This is a genomic window from Mesorhizobium sp. ISC25, assembly GCF_042295465.1.
GTDB lineage: Bacteria > Pseudomonadota > Alphaproteobacteria > Rhizobiales > Rhizobiaceae > Mesorhizobium.
The window spans coordinates 3,303,276-3,325,112 of the sequence record NZ_CP135441.1 but is presented as its reverse complement, the minus strand read 5'-3'; the positions used below and the strand labels follow the sequence as shown (position 1 = coordinate 3,325,112).

At 61.4% G+C, this 21,837-nt stretch carries 16 protein-coding genes; 5 read left to right on the top strand and 11 right to left on the bottom strand.

All coding sequences use genetic code 11. The annotated features are described in order from the left end of the window. Positions 1 to 235 precede the first annotated feature (235 nt). Positions 236 to 1,330 (top strand): branched-chain amino acid ABC transporter substrate-binding protein, encoded by a 1,095-nt coding sequence (locus RQ479_RS16650; protein ID WP_376701871.1) that lies wholly within the window; start codon positions 236 to 238, stop codon positions 1,328 to 1,330. Positions 1,331 to 1,411: 81 nt separating this feature from the next. Further along, positions 1,412 to 3,880, top strand: coding sequence for an adenylate/guanylate cyclase domain-containing protein (locus tag RQ479_RS16645; protein WP_376705960.1), 2,469 nt, complete (start codon positions 1,412 to 1,414; stop codon positions 3,878 to 3,880). A gap of 549 nt (positions 3,881 to 4,429) precedes the next feature. On the opposite strand, the gene RQ479_RS16640 is transcribed toward RQ479_RS16645, so the two are convergent. From RQ479_RS16640 to RQ479_RS16630, 3 genes are all read right to left on the bottom strand, one after another. Beyond that, complete coding sequence (locus RQ479_RS16640) at positions 4,430 to 5,815, bottom strand: hypothetical protein (RefSeq protein ID WP_376701870.1); 1,386 nt, start codon at positions 5,813 to 5,815, stop codon at positions 4,430 to 4,432. Positions 5,816 to 6,023: 208 nt separating this feature from the next. Continuing rightward, a complete protein-coding gene (locus RQ479_RS16635) occupies positions 6,024 to 6,587 on the bottom strand; it encodes a GNAT family N-acetyltransferase (protein WP_376701869.1) in 564 nt (187 codons plus the stop codon). A gap of 34 nt (positions 6,588 to 6,621) precedes the next feature. Beyond that, positions 6,622 to 7,446 carry a hypothetical protein gene (locus RQ479_RS16630; protein ID WP_376701868.1) on the bottom strand — a complete coding sequence of 275 codons (825 nt, stop codon included), beginning with the start codon at positions 7,444 to 7,446 and terminating at the stop codon, positions 6,622 to 6,624. Between the two features lie 203 nt (positions 7,447 to 7,649). On the opposite strand from RQ479_RS16630, the gene RQ479_RS16625 reads away from it, so the two are divergent. Further along, entirely contained in the window at positions 7,650 to 9,065 is a 1,416-nt protein-coding gene (locus RQ479_RS16625) for an adenylate/guanylate cyclase domain-containing protein (protein ID WP_376701867.1), read from the top strand. Between the two features lie 37 nt (positions 9,066 to 9,102). Here the strand turns inward: RQ479_RS16625 and RQ479_RS16620 are convergent, their stop codons facing one another. The 8 genes from RQ479_RS16620 to RQ479_RS16585 form a co-directional block, all read right to left on the bottom strand. Continuing rightward, positions 9,103 to 9,582, bottom strand: coding sequence for a class I SAM-dependent methyltransferase (locus RQ479_RS16620; protein ID WP_376701866.1), 480 nt, complete (start codon positions 9,580 to 9,582; stop codon positions 9,103 to 9,105). A 94-nt stretch (positions 9,583 to 9,676) separates the two neighbouring features. Beyond that, on the bottom strand, positions 9,677 to 10,858 hold the full coding sequence (locus RQ479_RS16615; RefSeq protein WP_376701865.1) for an ABC transporter permease: 1,182 nt from the start codon (positions 10,856 to 10,858) through the stop codon (positions 9,677 to 9,679). After that, positions 10,855 to 11,853, bottom strand: coding sequence for an ABC transporter permease (locus RQ479_RS16610; RefSeq protein ID WP_376701864.1), 999 nt, complete (start codon positions 11,851 to 11,853; stop codon positions 10,855 to 10,857). The genes RQ479_RS16615 and RQ479_RS16610 overlap by 4 nt, the downstream gene beginning before the upstream one ends. A gap of 2 nt (positions 11,854 to 11,855) precedes the next feature. Further along, positions 11,856 to 13,754, bottom strand: coding sequence for an ABC transporter substrate-binding protein (locus RQ479_RS16605; protein ID WP_376701863.1), 1,899 nt, complete (start codon positions 13,752 to 13,754; stop codon positions 11,856 to 11,858). Next, positions 13,751 to 15,646, bottom strand: coding sequence for an ABC transporter ATP-binding protein (locus RQ479_RS16600; protein ID WP_376701862.1), 1,896 nt, complete (start codon positions 15,644 to 15,646; stop codon positions 13,751 to 13,753). The genes RQ479_RS16605 and RQ479_RS16600 overlap by 4 nt, the downstream gene beginning before the upstream one ends. A 163-nt stretch (positions 15,647 to 15,809) precedes the next feature. After that, positions 15,810 to 17,150 (bottom strand): adenylate/guanylate cyclase domain-containing protein, encoded by a 1,341-nt coding sequence (locus RQ479_RS16595; protein ID WP_376701861.1) that lies wholly within the window; start codon positions 17,148 to 17,150, stop codon positions 15,810 to 15,812. Positions 17,151 to 17,201: 51 nt separating this feature from the next. Beyond that, positions 17,202 to 18,545 carry a nucleotide sugar dehydrogenase gene (locus RQ479_RS16590; protein WP_376701860.1) on the bottom strand — a complete coding sequence of 448 codons (1,344 nt, stop codon included), beginning with the start codon at positions 18,543 to 18,545 and terminating at the stop codon, positions 17,202 to 17,204. 105 nt (positions 18,546 to 18,650) lie between these two features. After that, positions 18,651 to 19,811: a DUF3095 domain-containing protein gene (locus RQ479_RS16585; protein ID WP_376705959.1), complete on the bottom strand. Its 1,161-nt coding sequence runs from the start codon at positions 19,809 to 19,811 to the stop codon at positions 18,651 to 18,653. Between the two features lie 92 nt (positions 19,812 to 19,903). On the opposite strand from RQ479_RS16585, the gene RQ479_RS16580 reads away from it, so the two are divergent. Next, positions 19,904 to 20,992, top strand: coding sequence for a glycosyltransferase family 4 protein (locus RQ479_RS16580; RefSeq protein WP_376701859.1), 1,089 nt, complete (start codon positions 19,904 to 19,906; stop codon positions 20,990 to 20,992). Further along, the gene (locus RQ479_RS16575; RefSeq protein WP_376701858.1) at positions 20,989 to 21,765 is read left to right on the top strand and encodes a polysaccharide deacetylase family protein; all 777 of its coding nucleotides are present in this window, start codon (positions 20,989 to 20,991) and stop codon (positions 21,763 to 21,765) included. The genes RQ479_RS16580 and RQ479_RS16575 overlap by 4 nt, the downstream gene beginning before the upstream one ends. Positions 21,766 to 21,837: the final 72 nt, after the last annotated feature.

The following is a 21,837-nucleotide window of genomic DNA, read 5'->3' as shown; positions in this document are numbered from 1 at the left end:
CGCACTTCACGGCCAGGCTATTCACAAGGATGCACCGATAGCCGTCGACGGGCAAGCGGCAGCGCAAATGGGCATCGAGCGATCGTGCGGATCCTGTGGCAGAGCGCTGCGGGCAGGCATTGTTGAAGGCGCAATAGTTGTCGGATCCGCGAACGCCGCCGAGATAGTCGCGCTTGCCGAAGGGGCTGTCGGCTCTGGCGGGATTGGCGTAAGCTACAGCTAAAGGGGTGCGCACATGCACCGCATCATCGCCATAGCGATCTTAGTTCTCGCGGCCGCGTTCAGCTCCGCGCGGGCGGAGGTGCTGATCGGCGTCTCGGCTGCGATGACGGGACGGCTCGCCTGGATCGGCGAGCAGGGACAGCGCGGCGCGGAGATGGCGGTGGCCGACGTCAACACGGCGGGCGGCGTGCTCGGCCAAAAGGTGAGGCTCATCTCGGTCGACGACTTCTGCGATCCCGAGCAAGCTGTAGCGGCCGCCAAGAAGCTGGTGGCTGACGGGGTCGTGCTCGTCGTCGGGCATTATTGTTCCGGGGCCTCGATCCCCGCATCAAAAGTGTACGAGGAGGCGGGCGTCGTTGAGATATCCCCAGGCTCGACCAATCCGCAGCTGACCGAACAGGGCCGTGCCAATGTGTTTCGCACCATTGGCCGCGACGACGCGCAAGGTTTCATCGCCGGCAACTACCTTGCCGATCGCTGGGGCAACAAGAAGATTGCGATCCTCCACGACAACTCGACCTATGGGAAGGGTCTCGCCGACGAGACCAGGAAGCAGCTGAACAAGCGGGGCGTGACTGAGGCCGTTTACGACGCATACATTCCCGGGAAGGACGACTATTCGGCCGAGGTCGCTGCATTGCAGACCGCCGGCGTCTCCGCCTTATATGTGGGTGGGTATCATGCCGAGGTTGCGCTGATTGCTCGCGCTGCACACGACAGTGGCTACACGGTTCAGCTCATATCCGGAGATGCTTTGGCGACCGAGGAATTTGCCCTGATCGCCGGCCCGGCGGCGGAGGGGACCCTCTTCACGTTCCCGGCGGACCCCAGGCGAGGCCCCGAAGCGGCCGCGGTCGTTGAGCAGTTCCGTGCGGAGAACTTCGAACCCGCGGGCTACACGCTGTTGAGCTACTGCGCGGTCCAGGTCTGGGCCCAGGCAGTCTCGAAGGCAGGTTCGCTGGAGCCGAAGGCCGTCATTGCGGCACTGCACGAACGGGAATTCGACACCGTCATCGGCCGGGTCGATTTCGACGACAAGGGCGACCTCACGAAGCAGAGCTGGGTTTGGTACGTCTGGCGCGGCGGAGAGTACGTGCCGGTTGAATAGGGTTCGTTGATCGCCGGCGTGCCGGCTGGGACGTCTAGTCTGATGCAGACCAGTGTGGCCCGACTGTTCCGACTCGCCGAGATGCTTGAACGCCTCGGCATACGCGGCCGGCTGTTGCTCGCCTTTTTCGGGATCAGCGCCCTTGCGGTGCTGGCAACCGCTGCGGCGCTTTTTGCCTTCCTCCAGGTTGGCGACGTCGTCGACCGAATTACCACGGATCGAGTGCCCTCGGCGCTCGCCTCCCTCCAGCTGTCGCGCCAGGCCGAACGGGTCGCTGCTGCCGCGCCATCGGTGCTGGCAGCGACAAGCAGGGCTCAGCACAGCGAGGTCTCGGCTGCCGTCGCGCTCGAGATGTCCCGCCTCGAGGCCCTGCGCACGGACCTCCGGGGCACCACGTTGGGCACAGTGCCTCTGGCCGAGATCGAGGAAGCGGCGATTGTTCTGAGGCGCAACCTGAAGGAGCTCGACTCTCTTGTTGTCGCCCGGCTCGACGTGGTCACCCGCAAGGAGGCGCTCCTGAACCGCCTCGCCGCGACGACGACCGGAAGCCAGCGCCTTGTCGCCACCGGCATCCTAGTGATGGATTCCAGGCTCCCGCAATGGCGGGCGGTCGCGGCCGACACGTCGCTGTCGCCCGATCGACGCGCAGCGGCGATGGCCGACCTGGTCCAGGCGATTGCGGCCTACATCCCCCAGCAGAAGGCGCAGCTGGAGATCTCGGCGGTCAACGACGCGCTGGTGAAGGTCGCGAACGCGCCGACGCCGGGCGACCTGGCGTTGATCCTTTTTCCGCTACGCCGTTCGCTCACTGCTCTTGAAAAGGTTTCCACGGAGATCGACGAAAAGCTGCGGACCCGCTTCCGGCAGCGTGTCGACGAATTCAAGGGTTTGACCGACGGCGAGGACAGCATCCCCAAGGCGCGGGAGGACGAGTTTGCTGTCCTGGCACAGGGTGAAAGGCTTCTGGCCGAGAACAATCGACTGTCGCGCAATCTCACCGCTGGCGTCGATCGCCTGGTCGCCACGGCAGACCAGGAGATCGCTGCGTCCGGTCGCGAAGCTGCACTCGTCCAGCGCTACGGCACCGCGGTTGTGCTCGGCTCCGCCTTCCTCAGCCTCCTGAGTTCGGTTCTGGTTGTCTGGCTCTATGTCGACCGCAGCCTCCTCGCCCGACTGGGGGCCGTGAGCCAGGGCATGCTTGCGATTGCGGGGGGCAACCTTCGTGCGCCGCTGCCAGCCGCGGGCAGCGACGAAATCGGGCGCATGGCCGAAGCGCTGAGACTCTTCCGGGATACTGCTGTCGAGGTCGAGGAAAAGAACCTGCGCGACGTTGCGGAAGCTCGTCAGCGGCTCATCGACGCCATCGAAAGCATCTCCGAAGGATTCGCTCTGTACGACGGGGAGGACCGGCTCGTCCTCAGCAACAGCCGCTACCGCGAATTGCTCTACACCGGTCTGGAGACCGAACTGACGCCCGGCACGACATTCGAGCAAATCATTCGCCGATCCGCTGAGCGCGGCTACATCAAGGACGCCGAGGGGCGGGTCGAGGAGTGGGTCGCCGAGCGCCTCTCGCGGCACCGCAAGCCTGGCGAACCTTGGGTGCAGCGGCGAGGCGACGGGCGGTGGGTCATGATCAGCGAGCGGCGGATCAGCGCCGGCGGCACGGTCGCCGTCTATTCGGACATCACTGAGCTGAAGCAAAGGGAGGAGAACCTCGCCGAGAAATCCGTGGTTCTGGAGGCGCTTTCCAGCAAGCTGGCGAAATATCTGGCGCCCCAAGTGTATCGTTCGATATTCACCGGCCGCCAGGAGGTCAGGATCGCCAGCCAGCGGAAGAAACTGACAATATGCTTCTCCGATATCGCCGGCTTTACCGAGACCACTGACAAAATGGAATCCGAGGATCTCACCCAACTCCTCAATCACTATCTGACGGAAATGTCGAAAATTGCTTCGGATCACGGCGCGACGATCGACAAATATGTCGGCGACGCGATCCTGATGTTTTTCGGCGATCCCGAGACTCGCGGCGTCAAGGAGGACGCGCTGGCTTGCGCGCAGATGGCACTTGCAATGCAAAAGCGGATTAGTGAGCTTGCCGAAGTCTGGCGGGACATAGGGATCGAAACACCGCTGCGCTGTCGCATCGGCATCCATACCGACTACTGCACCGTCGGTAACTTCGGCAGCGAGGACAGGATGGACTACACGATAATCGGCGGCGCCGTGAATCTCGCCTCGCGCCTGGAGCAGGAGGCGCCGCCGGGGGCCATCCTCATTTCCTACGAGACGTTTGCGCAAGTGAAGGACTCAATTGACTGTGAGGAGCTGGGGCACGTCCAGGTCAAGGGGATCGCCTATCCCGTCGCCACCTACCGCGTCATCGATCTAAAGGCCAATCTGGCGGCCGCTCGTCGTGCCGTTCGAACCGAGCTGCCGCACTTCAGGCTGGAACTTGAACCGGAGCTGATGTCCCCTGACGAGCGTGGCGATGCCGCCACTGCACTTCGAGACGCGCTGGATCGGCTTTGTCACAAGCCCGGGTAGTAGGGCTTGGTCCACAATGACCCTCCCAATGGACGCAAGGAGTGGGATGTGGGACGCCGCTCATTGGCGCTACCGATGCGGAGGCCGTAGAACGGTCGCGGGCAGTCTTCGAACTCGGGCGGAACGTCCGCATCGGAGCCGAGACTCAACATTCACGGCATCACTGAAGGTCCGGATATGGCGCGAGTTGCCCGTTCCGGGCGCCGCCTTAAACGGCAAAGTTTGACCCAGAGCGGGCGCTCGGCGTGACAGTGTCGTACGTCCGAAAGGGTGATAGAGCCGTCGTTGCCGATTTCGAACTCGTGGTGGACGAGTTCAGCAAGGCCGGTGTCGTGCAATGACAGGTGAGGCCATGTCAGGTCGGGCCCGAACTGCAGACAGCTCCCAGGCAAGCCTTATGATTGTCGAGGCGGAAGCGGTCGTCGAAATCCCAAAAGGCATCAGCGTCAAGGAAGCGGCCGGACCAGACGCCAGAGGCTCACCGATAAATCGCCGTCGCTTGCGGTTGCGCACCAGAAAATCAACCTGAAATAAGGCTTGAAGTAAGGCTCAGGTCGCCTTGATCTCTGCCCGGCCGATCTTGCGCCATCGGGCGTTTTCGCGAACCAGTTTCAGGTCGTCGGTCGTCTCGGCAAATGTCCGCAAACGGTATTGCCGGAGCAGGTCCGGGAAGAGCGCCCCTTCCGGCAGGCCGGCAAGCTGCTCGCGGACCGAGATCTTTTCATCGATGACCCGCATTCCCCAGGCATTTTCCCGAACCTGCAGCTCCGCGGCCAGATCGCGCTCTTCCGGCGCGTTTTCGTCCAGCGCGGCCAAAAGGACCGAGTGGAAAAGCGCTACATAGCCAATCTGCCTCAGGCCCCCCACGACTCGCACGCGCGGCAATATGGCAAGGACGAGGAACGTCAGGAACAAGTTCGGCAGCAGCACGCCGTCCAGCAGTGCCTGCCTGAGATGCGGCCGCTCGAATGGGATGGAAAGACCTTGCGGCCTGTCGGGCTCGATCAGGTGCCCGTTCTCAAGAACGAGCTTGCGCACGCGCTCCTCGCGGATGCCCCAGAAATAGTCCGTGGCATTGGGCAGAAATCTGCCAAATGGGCTCGATGCGGCCTCTTGCAAGGCATGTTCGAGACGCTGGCGCCTTGCGGGCTCAGTGAGCAGCCTGGAAAGAAGGCTGCCGTCATATTCTAGATGCCGCGCCATGGCAGCCGCGGCGAGCCGATCATCGATGAAAACCGGCAGGGCCATGCCGGCACGATCCCAATTGGCGACCAGATCCTCGTTGAGGGCTGTCAGCGCATCGGCGGCGGTTCCAAACACCTTGTCCTGGCTGGCAAGCAGGGTGCCCAGCCAGCGGCTGGCATCCGTTTCGTCGCCCACCGCTTCGAGTGCGCGCTTGTTGAGGGAGACGGGACCGGCCACGCAGGCGCTTTTGCGGCACAGTTTGTGGCGGCCCATGCCAAACAGGTTGACCTTGTCGTCGCCGACATCGAGCCATCCGGGCCCCTCCCGGCCAACTGTCTCCATGGTCATTGTCGTTCCCATGAAGCCGACGAAGGCCGACAGCCCGTTTTCGACCGCGCCGAGCCAGGCAAGCAGGAGGGCATCGAAGGTGACCCGGTCCATCAGAAGCAGGCAGTGCAGGCCGGACTGAATCACCGGTCTGTGCTCGAACTCGTCGAGGGCTTTGCCGATCTCCTCAGGCTGCATAATCCTACCGAGGCGCTGATGCAGGACCTCGCGTAGGATCGAGCGGGCAGCGATCGCCGGGTCCGATGCAGGCCTTGCCACCGGCCGCCACAGATGGCGGGCGTAGTCGGAAACCGGTGCATTCCAGTTCTGCTCGATGTCGCGCACGACCTCCGGGCAGAGCAGCGACAGCACAGCCAGAATTTCCGCCGGAGGCGTAGGGCTTGGGTCAAAGACGGCGGTCATTGGTCCCGTCTAGCCGCTTGCGGTGCAAACGCCAAGGGAGAGACCAGACTTGCTGGATGCGGCCGGCCCGCACACAGATTGTCAATTCGATCAAGATGGTGTGAGACAAAATGACCGTGCCCTACGCAGTTCTCCATGAGCAATCACCTGTTCGCTGACCCGGCACGAATTGTCAGATTGGCCAATCAGCCAAGGCAAACAGCGGATCTTAGAACCGCAGCCGGGCCATGCTCAGGAGGTCGTGGTACTGCCCGTCGGTAAAGCCGGCCTTCACATGCCGGCCTTCGACCTCAAAGCCGTGGCTTTTGTAGAGACGAAGGGCCGCTTCGTTGTCGGCATAGACGGTCAATTCGACCCGCTTCAGGGCGCGCCAGTTGTCGGCTACGTCAAGCAGCGCGCCAAGTATGGCGGAGCCGATACCTTTGCCGACAAAGGCATCGTCAAGGCCAATATTGATCTCGCCGATGTGCGAACGGCGCGGCGAACCCTGCACGACCAGACTGCCATGGCCGACGACCTTGCCGTCCAGCTCGGCAACGATCCAGGTGGTTTCCGGGCCGGACTTGGCGATGCGCCGCGCCACCTGCTCCACCATCTCGAAAGGCATCCTGAGCGTGCCCCAGCGGAAGCCCGGCATGTTGAAGATAGCGCAAAGCGCCTCCGCATCGCTTGGCCGGACGGACCGGAGCAGCGGCTGGATTTTCTCGGAGGGTGGCGAGGTCGTGCTGGTCATGGCGTTCCCGGCGAAGGCAATCGGGCCGGTACGATGCACCGGACGTCACCTGAAAATCCAGCCGTCTCTGCACCTATGATGCCGATTGCGAGCTAAAATACCGGGAGGCGGCGTAGAGTTTGAAGACGCCGCTGATGCCGATCCAGCCGAAAAGGGCGAGCCAGCACAATGTTCCGGTCGCCATCCAGTCGATCCGGTGCACCGCAGCGTCGGTGATGACGACGCCGACGATGGCAAGTAGGCCAACCAGAAACTGCGCCAACCCGAGCACCAGCAGTTCCTCGCGCGGCGCGCTTCTCCAAACGAGATATGTACCGCCCGCACCGGCGAGGAAGATGGCGCTGTAGACCTGAGCGTGGAAGGCATCGATCGGCCATGGCCAGATGCCACTGAATGTCAGAGGAAATAGCAACAGGCCGACGCCATAGAGCCCAAGGATCGCGGATTCCGCCGGCATGTAGCCTCGCCATGCGGGATTTAAGGTCACGCCTTTTGCAGAAGGACGGGCCCTGGCTCGCCACAGAAACAGCCCGGATACCGCGACCGAAGCAAGATAGACCAAAAACCACAGCCAGGGCGCTTTGCGCTCGAAGTTGAAATAGCCGAGATTGATGAACGAAGCCACCGACACGATGACGGTGAAGATGAAGGCCATGACGAGCACGAGCCTGCCGGGCGACCAGCGATTCCAGACCAGCAGCGCCGCCATCACGACCATTTCGGCGGTGTAGAAGCCGCCGAGAAAGCGCGCATTGAACGGCGTGACGGCCCAAGGCCAGCCCGGTTTCACCAGCACAGGCATGAAAAACAGGCCGGCGCCTACGATCAGGACGATGATGACCACCGCAGAGAAAAGGCGCAGGGCCGCGGGAAATGGCGGATTGTCGGATGTCGGCATGGGAGAAGATCCCAAAGATGAAGGCTCCATGGACATCATAGTGCTGCTTGCGGCCGGTTAAAATCCGCGGAATGGAAATTGAACGGTCATTAGGCTTATCCATTCGAATGGCCGTACGGTCCGTTTCGAAGTAAGATAGAGCACTCGGACCAAAGACCGGTCCGGTCAAAACGCCTCGGGGTGCATTTTCCGGAGCCTGCACGATGAACGAAGCTCAGGATCTGTTCTCACTTCTGCGACAATCGGCCGATGTCGATCCGCAGGCGATCGACGCGATCAAGCGAACCATCGCAGAAGGTGAGGACCGCGAACTTTGCCGCATCAATGCGCCAGCCTTCGCCAGCAAGCATGGCCTCGACGAGGAGCGCGCCATAAGCGCCTTTCTCCATGCGGCGCGGGTGGGCATCTTCGACATTTCCTGGAATGTTCTGTGCCCCGGCTGTGGCGGCGTGCTCGACACCAACGCCACGCTGAAAACCCTGCAGAAGGACGAATACACCTGCGCGTTGTGCTCCGAGGGCTATTCGCCCACCCTCGACGAGATGGTCGAGGTGACATTCACCGTCAGTCCCCGCGTGCGCAGGATTGCCGCCCACAATCCACACGAACTGCCGGTGGCGGAATATTTCCGGCAGATCTACTGGGCGTCCGGCGTCGATCTGCCGGAAGAGGATTTCGCGAAAAAGATAGAAGCGTTCTCGCTGGAGGATATCGAGCTTGCGCCCGGTGAAAAGGCGGTTCTGCCCATACAGCTTCCGTCCGAATTCATCATCGTCTTCGAGCCGGTCACCCATTCAGCGCAGTTCATCGACGGGAAGGGCGAACCAACAAAGGAGCGCCGGAGTCTCTCTTTGATCTTCGACCGCGACCATGTCCAGAACCAGACGCTGGAGATGCAACCCGGCCCGTTGCGCATTTCGCTGGAAAACAGGACCGACACCCGCGTGCTGCCGACGGTCTTCATAGCCGGCCAGGCATTGCATGATTTCCTGGGAAAACGCCGGCCCTTCCTGACCGCCAAGCGCCTGCTCACCAACCAGACGTTCCGCGATCTCTATCGCACGGATACACTCGACATCAACCAGCGCCTGAAGATCACCAGCCTGACGTTCCTGTTCACCGACCTGCGCGGATCGACCGAGCTTTACGAGCGGGTGGGCGACCTTTCAGCCTTCGATCTCGTGCGCGAGCATTTCCAGGTTCTGCACGAGATCGTCGCGGCGGAGGCAGGCGCGGTGGTGAAGACGATCGGTGATGCGGTGATGGCGACCTTCGCGACGCCTGATCGTGCGATTGCTGCAGCCCTCAGGATGCGCGATGCGATGCGTACGCTCAACGACAAGAGCGGGCGCGAGGATCTGCTGCTCAAGATCGGAGTCCATGCCGGCCCCTGCATCGCCGTGTCTATGAACGAGCGACAGGACTATTTCGGCCAGACGGTCAACATTGCTTCGCGGGTCCAGAACCTTGCCAACGCACAGGCGATCTTCGCAACTCGTGCGGTGATCGACGACAATCTCACCGCCGATCTGTTGCACAGGAAGGCGCTGACGCCAGTGCCCCACGAGGTCTCGCTGCGCGGCATTGAGCGGGAGATAGCAGTATATACGATCCCCTGAAGACTTGGCCCCTGAAGATTTGGGTCGTCTCGGCCCCTCACACGCGCCTGCAGACAAAATAACGATCGGCGGGAACCGATGGCGGCGGCGGGAGGCGTTGCAACTGCGGATGATCGAGCGGCATGCCGCTGACCGCGATGCCGCCGACGCGAAGCAGGCGCGCGGTCAGATCGGGAAGCCAGGTAAGGGTCACTGCATCGCGATCTTCATAGCCAGTGCCGATGTCGGCATGAACAAGAGCGGCGTCGATGCCAATGAACCTGCTCGCGGTCTCGCGTATTTCGCCGAGCACGAGGTTTTCAGCTTCAGGAATTGAGCTGGCGTGTGCGGCAAGTGCGCGGTCGAACGCTACGATCCGGCGTCCGGGCAGGCGCTCCCGCAGATGGTGGAACGTCCGGCCATTGCCGAGGCCGAGCTCGAGCACGGGTCCCTCCATCTTCGCCACCTCGGCGCAGACATGATCGAGTATGTCGCGCTGTGCGGTCATCCTCCGGATGAAACTGTCGAGGCGACTCATGTGCGATTGTATGTCCTGAACCAGTCCACGAAATCAACTGCCCCCGACCAGAGCATTTCGCGGCTGGCGGCACTGGCGCGGCCGAACAGCGATGTCACTTGTATGGGTCCGCGGCGTCCCGCAACCCGTCGCCGAGGAAATTGAACGCCAAGATGACGAGAACGACGGGGAGCATCGGCAAAAGCAGCCATGGATAGAACGCGATCACGCTGACGCTGCGCGCCTCGGTGAGCAGGATGCCCCAGCTGGTTATCGGTGCCCTCAGGCCGAGCCCGAGGAAGCTCAGCGCCGTCTCGCCCAGGATCATGCCGGGTATGGAGATCGTCGCCGTCGCGATCAGATGCGACATGAAGCCGGGAATGAGGTGCCGCCCGATGATGCGGCTGCTTCTGGCGCCCATCAACTGCGCGGCCAGAACGTAATCCTCCTCGCGCAAGGCTAGAAGCTTTGAACGCACGGCCCGCGCCAGTCCGGTCCAGTCGAGCAGCCCGAGGATGACGGTGATGCCGAAATAGATCAGGATCGGACTCCAGGTTATCGGCATGATCGCCGCCAGAGCCAGCCATAGCGGAATGCTGGGGATCGATTGCAGAACTTCGATTATCCGTTGAACGATCAGGTCGAAGATACCGCCGTGATAGCCGGCCAGTCCGCCGATGACAATGCCGAGCAGGAAGCTGAAACTGATGCCGACGAGGCCTATTGTCAGTGAAATGCGTGCGCCATAGATGATGCGCGAGAGCACATCGCGCCCCAGCCTGTCAGTGCCGGCCAGAAAGAGCTGGCCGTTTTCGGCGGGGCAGACAAAATGCCTGTCACCTTCGATCAGGCCCCAGAACCGGTAACTGTCGCCCTTGCAGAAGAAACGGATCCGCTGGACATCATCCTGTTTCTCGATGTAGTTCCGCTTGAGCGTGTCCATATCCAGCGTCATCTGGCGGCCATAGACGAACGGCCCGACGAACTGGCCGTCGTGGAACAGGTGCACCCGCTGCGGCGGCGAATAGATGTAGTCCATGTTGCGCGTGTGCAGATCGTAGGGCGCCAGGAATTCGCAGATCAGTATCCCGAAATAAAGCGCTGCCAGGAATATGCCGGATATAAGGGCAAGCCGGTGCCGACGGAATTTCCACCACATCAGCCGCAACTGCGACGCCTGAAAGACCTTCTCCTGCTCCGGCGTCATCGCCTCGACGGACTGCAGGTCAAAGGGCTCGATGGAAACGTAGTGTTGCAGTGGGGCACCCGGAGCGGGCAGCGGCGATGGCGTGTTCATTTGGTGCTGCCGCCTTGCAAACGAATTCGCGGATCAAGTAACGCCAGCGCCAGGTCGGAAATCAGGACGCCGATGACCGTCAGGAAGGCGAGGAACATCAGGAACGACCCCGCCAGATACATGTCCTGGCTTTGCAGCGCCTTGATCAGCATCGGCCCGGTCGTTTCCAAAGACAGCACGATCGCCGTGATTTCGGCGCCGGAGATGATGGCCGGCAGGATAGAGCCGATGTCTGAAATGAAGAAATTGAGCGCCATGCGCAGCGGATATTTGACCAGCGCCCTGAAGGGATGAAGGCCTTTGGCGCGCGCGGTCACGACATATTGCTTATGTAGCTCATCGAGCAGATTGGCGCGCAGCCGCCGGATCATGCTTGCCGTGCCCCCGGTGCCGATGATCAAGACCGGGATCCAGAGATGGGCGAGGATCGACTTCGCCTTGGCCAAGCTCATCGGCTCGCCGAGATATTGCTGGTCCATGAGATGGCCGATGGACGTGCCGAACCAGATGTTGGCGAAATACATCAGGATCAGCGCCAGCATGAAGTTCGGAATGGCAAGGCCGAGAAGGCCGAAGAAAGTCAGGCCGTAGTCGCCCCAGCTGTATTGATGCGTAGCGGAGTACATGCCGATCGGAAAGGCGATGAGCCAGGTGAAGATGATCGTGACGAAGGAAACCAGCACGGTCAGCCACATTCGGTCCCCGACGACGTCGCGAACCGGCAGCTCATATTCGAAGGAATAGCCGAAATCGCCGTGCAGCATCCCGCCGACCCAGTAGAAGTAGCGAATGACCGGTGGCTGGTCGAAACCATATTCCTTGCGCATCATCTGGATGCGATCGGAATCCACCGCTTCGCCCTGAGCCCGAAGCTCGGCAACATAGCTGTCGAAATAGTCGCCTGGTGGAAGTTCGATGATCGTGAACACCAGTGCCGATATGACCAGCAGCGTTGGAACCATCACGGCGATGCGCCAGACAAAATATCGAAGCACGCTCAGGACTCTCCAAGCCAGAATGTATCCGGCATGTAGACACCGAAATAGGCGGTCGGGTCGTAGCCGTAGAGCGCCTTGTCAGGCAGATTGCGCAGCCGCGAGGACGCCAGAATCGGCTGATGCGTTCCGTTCACCGTGCCGATCGAAAACACCTGATCGGTATAGATCGACAGCATTGAATTCCAGATTTCGGCGCGCTCCGTGGCTTCGGTCGATGCGTTCCAGCGCTTGAGTAAAGCCATCAACTCGACCACAGGCGGAAGATCGGGCGCTTCACCGACCTTGCCATGAGACAAGTAGTGAGCACCCCAGAGCGGCCATTGCAGCTGGTCGTCGACGGTGGGGGCCAGTTGGTACGGGTTCATGTCGGCGGTCGGCACGCCATTGTCGATGCCCGACCACATCGACATCATGATCTGGCCACCAAGCGCGCGGCTGCGGAAGATGTCGCGCTGCGAAGTCCGGATGAACAGGGCGATGCCGATCTTGCGCCAGTGATCGGTGATGAGCTCGAGCGCGTCGGTTTCCAGCGTGCTTTCGCCGGCCGTTTCCACTACGAGCTGCGCCGGGCGTCCGTCGGGAAGTATCCGCAGGCCGTCATCGTCACGCGCCTGAAGCCCGACCTCGTCGAGCAGGGCATTGGCCTGGTCGGGATCATGGGCGACCCAGGCTTTCGCGAATTCCGGCCGGTAGAGCGGGCTCTCCGGCAGGACCGTATCGGCACTTTCCTGCGCCAATCCGTAGAACACAGCCAAATTGATCTCGCGCCTGTCCACAGCGAGCGAAAGTGCGCGGCGCACGCGCACGTCACGAAAAAGGCCACGCCACACCTGGTCGGCACAATTCAGATTGGGCAGCAGCGCCAGCCGCGAACCCTGCGTGCGTTTCCAGAGATGCATTTTCACCGGGTATCGTTTCTCCGCGTCCTTCAGGAAGGAGTAATCGCTGAAGTCAATTCCCATGCATTGCAGGTCGCTCTCGCCCGCACCGGTCTTGGCGGAAATGATCGCCGACGAGCTGACATTCATAACAATCCGGTCAACATAGGGCAGTTGCCGGCCATTCTCGTCTATTCGATGAAAGAACGGGTTCCGCTCGAAGACGAACTGCTCAGCCGGCGGCTTGGTCCGGTTCTGCCAGGGATCGAGCGTCGGCAGTTCCGGGTTCTCCGGGCGATACTGCCGCGACATGCGGATATGCAAGAGCGTCCATTTCTGGGCGCGGTTCTCCTTCATTAGGCCGGCGAGCCGGAATGGATCCTGGTATTTCTTGTGGAACTGCTTGAGATAGGCGGCGGGCAGAACAAGCGATAGGGGCGAAGCAGCGGCGAGCTTGGGCAGGAAGTCGGGATTGGGCGCATCCCAACTGTAGCGGACCGTCGACGGATCGACGATCTCGAAGCGTGGCGGCTTGCCGTCCGCCAGCAGGGCCGGGGCGAGCCCGCCTTGCGAAAGCTCATCGTTCAGCCAGACATCTTCCCAGCAATAGCGAAAATCCTCCGGCGTCAGCAGGCTACCGTCAGACCATTTATGCCCTTCCCGTATCTTGAAAGTGAAGACACGATCATCCGCTACATCGAAACTTTCGAGAATGTCGGCTTGCAAGTTAAGCTTTTCGTCATAGCCGACCAGGCGAGCGTACCCGTAGATCGTCATCATCCGGATATCTTTCTGGCTGCCGATGATCGTGCGCAGCGTGCCGCCATATTGGCCCGGCTGCCGGCCCATCGCAGCGAGATTCAACGCGCGGGGGCGCTTGGGCAGGCGTTCAGCGAGTGCCGGCAGCGCCCTGGCCTTCAGCTGCGGCTCAAGAAATTCCGGCTCCAGATCGCCGGCGCGCAACGTGCCCGGCAGAAATGCCGAAGCCATGAGCCCAAGGACGGTCCGCCGGCTGATCAATGGCGTAGCTCGCTGACATCGGCCGAACGTCGAGCCAGCACGAGGTGGCCGCCGCCAAGATCGAGCGGCGACAGCATATCCTCGTCGCCCTCGTCATGGAATTGCGGTCCCCATGCGCTGGTGTCGGAAGCGCCGCTGAGCTTCAGCGTCTTGAAATCCATCGGCCTGTCGAGATCGGGGAAAGGTACTGCGGCGACCAGTGAGCGCGTGTAGGGGTGGACCGGTTTCCTAAGCAGAATTTCGCGCGGCGCAAGCTCGACGATACGCCCCCCGCACATCACCGCGATGCGGTCTGCCATGTAGTCCACCACCGCCAGGTTGTGGGATATGAACAGGTAGGTCAGGCCCAGCTCCTTCTGCAGGTCCTTCAGGAGGTTCAGGATCTGCGCCTGGACAGAGACATCGAGCGCCGAAACCGGCTCGTCGCAGATCAGGAGTTCAGGCCCCAGCGCCAACGCGCGCGCGATGCCGATACGCTGACGCTGCCCGCCGGAGAAACTGTGCGGATAACGCTTGATGAAGCGCGGATCGAGCCCGATTGCCTGCATCAGGCTCTTGACCGTGGCGATTCGGGACGCGGCATTGCCGCGTTGATGGATTTCCAGCGGCTCGCTCAAGATGTTCTCCACCGTCATGCGAGGTGAAAGCGACGAAACCGGATCCTGAAAGACCATCTGGATTTTCGCGCGCAACAGGCGCAGCGCGTCTCCCTCGGCTTCCAAGACGTCGATCGGACCATCGCGGCCGTTGAAGATCACAGAGCCGCCGCTAGGGGTGACAGCCCGCATGAGGATCTTGCTGACGGTGGTTTTGCCGGAGCCGCTTTCGCCGACAAGACCAAGGCACTCACCCCGCCTGATATCAAAGCTCACGCCGTCCACGGCGCGAACAGAGGTTTGATGATCTCCGCCGAACCATCCGGACTTGCGGATCGTGAAGGTCTTTGTCAGATCCCTGACCGACAGCAGGAGGTCGTTCGGCCCCTTCGATGCCGGCGCCGTCTGCTTGCCGAGCAGGTTCCCGACATTCACCGGCACCTCGCGGAGCGCCTTTAGCCTTTCGCCAGGCTTCAGGTCGAAATGCGGAACGGCTGCCATCAGGCCCTTCAGGTAAGGGTGGCCCGGCCGGCGGAATATCGCCTCCACAGGTCCCGCTTCCATGATCTCGCCATGGTACATGACCACCACCTCGTCGGCGACATTGGCGACTACGCCAAGGTCGTGCGTGATCAGCAGCATCGCCATGTTCAGCTTCGTCTGAAGCTCGCGCAGCAATTGCAGGATTTGCGCCTGGATGGTGACGTCCAACGCCGTCGTCGGCTCGTCGGCGATCAACAGGGCGGGCCGGCAGATAAGCGCCATGGCGATCATTGCGCGCTGACGCAATCCTCCCGAAAGTTCAAACGGATACATGTCATAGGCGCGCTTGGGATTGGGAAAGCCGACAAGGCTGAGCATTTCCTCGGCTTGCGCCTTGCGCTCCACCCGAGCCATGGGCGTATGAATCTGCAGGGATTCGCTGACCTGATTGCCGATCGTGTGCAGCGGCGACAGTGATGTCATCGGCTCCTGAAAGATCTTGCCAATGCGGCTGCCTCTCAACGCGCGGATTTCGGGTCCGTCACGCGGCATCTGCAGGATATCCTGCGTCGTGCCGGGCTTTTCAGGATCGGAAAACAGGATACGGCCGCGAACATGGGCTGTGTTCGGCAAAATGCCCATCACTGCCTGGCTGAGAACCGATTTTCCGGAACCGGACTCGCCTACAAGCGCGGTAACCTTGCCGGGCAGGACGCGAAGATTTGCACGCCTGACGGCATGCAACGGTCCCCCGATAATGGCAAAAGAGATGCCAACATCCTCGATCCGCAGCAGATCAACGCACGAATTCATTCTCACACCAGCCCCACTCTGGCGGCCTGCCGGTCGGCAAGCCCACAAGGCGAGACTAACGCATTGCCAGCCTAGAGCAACTTGGATTCGAACACTCGTCAGTTCCCTGGCGGAACCGGCGACCGGACTGCATACCAAACGCGTTCGGATCAGATCGTGGCGGTTACTGGAGCTTCCTCGGGTCGCCCGCGGAGACCCGCGCGGCATTGCGATGAAGCAGCATGACCTGCTCGGCGTCCGATATTCGGTCATAAATCGGCTCCAGCGCACTGTCTTCATCGAGTGCGAGAGCACCCGACAAATCGGGTGAAAGCACCGTCAGCTTTTGCTTGATGCCCGCCAGTTCCTCCATGCCGAGCGCCAGCCAGTTGTTGGCGCCGCAGTAGCTGGCGAAGTCTTTGCTGGCGAGAACACTGTGGGGATATTTCTTGGTCAGGGTCTGGAGGCGCTGGACCTCGTTTACAGCCGAGCCGAAGACAGAGAATGTGAGCCGGTCGGTAAGCCCGACATTGCCGAACATCACATTGCCGACATGCAGGCCGATACCATAGTTTATGTCGCTCAATCCCTGCTGCTTTCTGCGCAGATTGAGATCCATCATGCGCGCGGTGGCCTTGTGCGCTGCTGCAAGAGCAGCCTGGCAGGCGATCTCGGACTGCGAACGGTGCCTTGCGCAAGGGTAGACGGCAATGAAGCCATCACCTATGAAACTCATGATCTGCCCGCCCTTGCGATTGAAAGGTGCAGCAGCGGCGTCGAAAAACTGGTTCAGCGTATCGATATAGACTTCGCGGCCGGAGGTTTCGGCAAGTCTTGACGACCCGCGCATGTCGCCCATGACCAGTGCCGCCCGGATTGTATCACCCTCGCCGCGCTTGATCTGGCCGTCCAGCACCCGCCTGCCGGCGTCGCCGCCGAGATAAGTGGTCATCATGTTGTCGGCAAGCTTGGTGAGCACCGCCATCTTGGTTGCGATAGCGAGATGGTTCTGGATGCGCAGCAGCGCCGAAATCATGCTGTCGCTGAAGCCTGCAGCACTGTCGGTGGACCAAGACCCGATCATGCCCTGACTGGTGTTGCCGCTGAAGGGATGGACGAAGGCCATGTAATCGGTGACGCCCATGAGCTTGAGGTCATCGAAAACAGGAAATTCCGACGGCACCGACGGGTCGAGCCGGCGCCGCAGATGGTCGAGCTTGTGGCTGAGCAGATGGTAGTATGGGCTGGTCAGGAATCTGTCGGAATGAACGCCGTTCTCCTTGCGGAAGCCTTCCACTTCCAGGCCCTGGCCGCGGAGCCAGGTGAAGCCGAGCGCGTCATAAAGCGGATGAAGCATCGAAAAGCTCAAATGCACCCGCTTCAACGGCAGGCCGGCAGCAGCCAGCCGTTCACAAAAGCCCCTTACCAATGTTTCCAGGTCGTCGCCCGCCAACGCCGATTGGGTCACCCAATCGGCAACCTTATCCATGAGAATGGCAGAAATTTCTGCTTGCGCTGTGCTCATGCTATCTCGAAATCTCCTTGATCCGCCACAAATTCGCCGGCTCGAACGCCGTCAGGCCTTCACCACCGTCTCTCGGGCTAGCCCGAGGCGGCCAAAAACATTGCGTGTATCGACGATCAGTCGAGCGTGATCGGCGATCGCCTGATAGTCGATCGCGTCGTGGTCGGTTGCAACTACGACAGCGTCGAAATCCTTCAAGGCCACCTCGGTCAATTCGACCGAGCGACGCCCCTTGATCGCCATATGCTCCCGTGTGGCCGGGATTTCGGTAACATGCGGATCGTGGAATTCCGCCTTGCCGCCCCATTCCTCGATGAGTTCAATGAGCCGCAATGAGGGGCTTTCGCGGATGTCGGGCACATTCTTCTTATAGGCGAGCCCGATGATGAGAATGCGCGAGCGGCTGAGCGCCTTGCCGCAGCACCGGTCCAGCGCCTTCGCCAGTTCATCGACCACATGACGCGGCATGGCCGTGTTGATCTCAGCCGCCAGCTCGATGAAGCGGGTCGGCAGTTCGTATTCGCGAGCCTTCCACGTCAGGTAGAAGGGATCGATCGGAACGCAGTGCCCGCCAAGTCCAGGGCCAGGATAGAAAGGCATGTAGCCGAAGGGCTTGGTCTTTGCCGCCTCGATCACCTCCCAGATGTCGATTCCCATCGCACCGAGCACGATCTTCAACTCGTTGACGAGGGCTATATTGACCGAGCGGAAGATGTTTTCCGTCAGCTTGACCGCCTCGGCGGTCGCCGTGGTGGAAACCGGAACGACGGTCTTGACCACGCCCTGGTAAAAGGCCTGCACGAGCGTCGCCGCTTCAATGCCGTCACCTGCCACGACCTTGGGGATCGTCGCGACTTCAAAGCTGCGGTTGCCGGGATCCTCGCGTTCGGGCGAAAAGCCGAGGAAGAAGTCTGTCCTCGACTGCAAGCCGGTTTTTTCCAGGATGGGTTTGATCACGTCGTCGGTGGTGCCGGGATAGGTGGTCGATTCCAGCACGATCAGCTGGCCGAGACGCAGATGCTTCGCGATGGTGCCTGCGGTGTTCCTGACAAAGGAGAGATCCGGCTCGCGGTGTTTCGTCAGCGGTGTCGGAACGCAGATGATGATGACATCGCAGACGGCCAGTTCGGCAAAATCCGCAGTGGCGCGGAACCGTCCGCTTGCCACCTGGCCGGCAAGGGCTGTCGACGTCACCGCCTCGATGTAGGATTGGCCGTTGTTAAGGCTCTCGACCTTCTGGCCTTCGATGTCGAAGCCGGAAACCGGGAAGCCGGCGCGTGCGATCGCAACCGCCAGCGGCAACCCGACATAGCCCAGTCCGATCACGCCGACTTGCGCGGCGCGCGTCGAAATCCGGTTCAGAAGACGGTCATATATCGATCGTGAGGCGTCCAACAATCTGCTTTCCGTTAGTTCGGACGGGCCGTCCGCTTCCATGGTGAGGCTCACCGGTCCCAAGAGCCCCGAGGCATATTGCGGAAAATCGACGTCCGCAAGCCGTCAGACCCGCACCTTCGCCTTCAGGCTTGCGGCAGCCATCGCATAGCCGCCGGCGGCGCCATCGATGAAATGAACGTGATCGCGCTGCAGCGGCGATGCGACGAGGCATGTCATCAAGGCCGATTTCTGGCGGTGCAGGCCATAGTTGCAGATGCCCGCCTCTTCCGCCTGTTTCAGCCGGTTCTCGATCCGTTGCAACACATCCGCGTCAACGTCGATGGTCATCTTCAAGCCATCGTCGAACTTCCGGAAATCCGAATTGCTGGCCACTTCGCGTTTGTAGATCTTCGGATCGAATCTGCCGATCGTCCAGCCATATCTATCAGTAACAGCCGTAAGCGTCATCAGGAACACTATCCACAGCTTCGACAGCCACCGCCGTCCTGCCGGCGCCGTGGCACGCGCCTCGATATCGAGGCCGGCGGGCAGCACACTGTAGTCCGGCCCGTTCACCGGCACCGGGTGGCCATCGCGTTCCTGCCTGCCGGCAAGCGCGATGATGTCGGAAACCAGAAACTGAAAACCGCGCAAGTCGCGCGACGCCCCCGGTATGGCTATGATCGAGACGATTTCGCCGTGCCGGGCTTCGATCGGGTTCCAGCGGCACGAGAGGCCGGTCAGGTCCGGCCGCGTGCCGGCCGGCGCAGGATCGATGCGGTAGCGCCCCGCTTTCATCTCGGCTTCCGCCCAACTGCCGCCACCGCCGGCGAACATGGCATAGAAGACCGCATCGGAGGCCTGGAACCTCGCCACGCGAACGTCGAGGCCTTGCGCTCTTATATCCTTTATCGGCACGATTGCGGCACGCAAGGTCAGATCCAGTTCGTCCGCCACCCATCTCTGGACAGCCGCCAGCGCGTTGCGGGTGATCTCCAGCGCCGAGCCGGGAAACGCCACGAGCGCGCCGTCGCCGCCGAAGACAAAGGGAAGATCTTGCCTACCCAGCGCATTGAGCAACGCCGAAATGACGCTGGCGCCGGCCATATTGACGGTTTTATAGCGCCCCGCCTCGATCGCCCTGGTCGAGCCGACGATGTCGGCGGTAGCCAGCGCCCAGCTATCGGGGAGAGGCCGATAGTTATCGATATCGGCAACGCTTTCGAACTTTGCGAAGACCGGCAAAGAAGCGACAAACGGGTCGGACGCGGCAGCTGTTTCCATGAGCATCAGATAGCACATTCCAGTGCGTGAAGGTGAAGTCGATCATGCTTCGAAATTGACTTGCGCAGGATTTCCGATGATAGGGTCCGGCGATGCGAATTGCTTTCTACGCGCCGCTGAAGTCGCCCAATCATCCCGTTGCCTCGGGCGACCGCCAGATGGCACGGATGCTGGTCAAGGCGCTGGAGCATGGAGGGCATAGCGTCGAACTGGCATCCGAATTGCGCTTGTATCTACGCGAACCGGAGTCGAAGAGTTTCGATGCGCTCAAGATCGAGGCCCGAGAGGAGGCCGCGCGGCTGACCAAGCTTTGGAATCGTGACGGCAAGCCCGATCTCTGGTTCTCCTATCATCCCTATTATAAGGCCCCCGACCTGATCGGACCCGAACTGGCGTCGGCCTTTGCTATCCCCTATGTGACAGCGGAAGCCTCCTATTCGAGGCGGCGCAACACCGGCTTGTGGGCCGATACGCAAGCGTTGGTGGCGCGAGCCGTCGAACAGGCGGCGCTGAACATCTGCTTCACGCAAAGGGATCGTCAGGGGCTGGCAGATGCGATACCCGACGCCGCTTTCGGCATGCTTTCGCCTTTCATCGACACATCGGTATTCCGGGAAACGCCGACACGGGGTTGTCCGACGCGCCTCGTTACGGTCGCCATGATGCGCCCGGGCGACAAAGTCGAAAGCTATCGCATGCTGGCGCAAGCGCTCGGTTCGATCGGTCATGTGCCCTGGACCATGTCAGTCGTCGGGGACGGACCTGCGCGCGAAGAGGTCAAAGCGCAATTCGCCGGCTTGCCCGCCGACCGTATCGAATGGCTTGGCGCGATTGAGCCAGCCGCCGTGCCGGATGTCCTTTACAGTGGGGGAATTTACGTCTGGCCGGGTTTCGGCGAGGCCTATGGCGTTGCCTATCTTGAAGCACAGGCCGCCGGCCTTCCGGTTGTGGCTCAGGACATCGCCGGCGTGCCGGAGGTCGTGCGGAATGGCCAGGCCGGGTTTCTCACCCCGCCGGGCGATGTGGCGGCATTCGCTTCTGCCATTGAAAGGCTTCTGGCTCGTAACGACGAAAGATCCATCATGGCCGCAGAAGCCAGACGTTTCATCCTCGAAGAACGTTCTCTCGGTGCTGCGGCGGCGCGTCTGGCCGAACTTCTTGCGACGATCCCGGTCTCATGACATCAGATCAGATCTGGCAACCCTTGGTGGAGGAACTGGCGAGCCGGCAACGGGCAAACCGTAAGGCAGAGTTCTGGCTGCGCGACGACGACGCCGTGGATCCGACGCCTGCGCTTGATCGGCTGCTCGACCTCACCGGTGAATTCGCGGTTCCGGTGACCCTGGCCGTCATTCCCGCCTTGACTGACGAGAAGCTTGCCGTTCGGCTTGACGAGGCGCCGCATGCCACGGTCGCCATCCATGGCTGGGCGCACCGAAATCATGCGCCCGAGGGCCAGAAGAAGCAGGAGCTCGGCGCGCATCGGCCACGCGAGGCGGTGCTCGATGATCTGGCTCGCGGGCTGTCGCACGTAACCGGCCTGCACGGCGCACGTGCCGTTCCGATGCTGGTGCCACCCTGGAACAGGATCGACGCCGGCTTGGTATCCGACCTTGGATCGATAGGATTTTCGGCATTGTCGGTCTATGGGCCGCCGAGGCCGGCTTCGCTGGCGGTCATCAACAGCAATGTCGACATCATGGATTGGCATGGTACGCGCGGCTGCCGCGATCACGGCCTATTGGTTCAGGCTATCATCGCGCAATTGCAGCATGCATTCGATGGCGGCGAACCGGTCGGCCTGCTCACCCACCATCTCGTACATGATGAATCGGCCTGGCTTTTCCTCGAACGGCTGTTCACCGTCACCGCACAGACTGAAGCCTGCGCATGGCTTCCGATCAGGACATTGATCGGGCGCAGCGCCCGTAGGGCAATTCCAGGAAAAGCGTGAACGGTTTTCCCGGGAAAAGCGCGTAGCGCTTTCCCTTGGGAATTGCGTCAACAAAGAGATAGAGGAAAATAG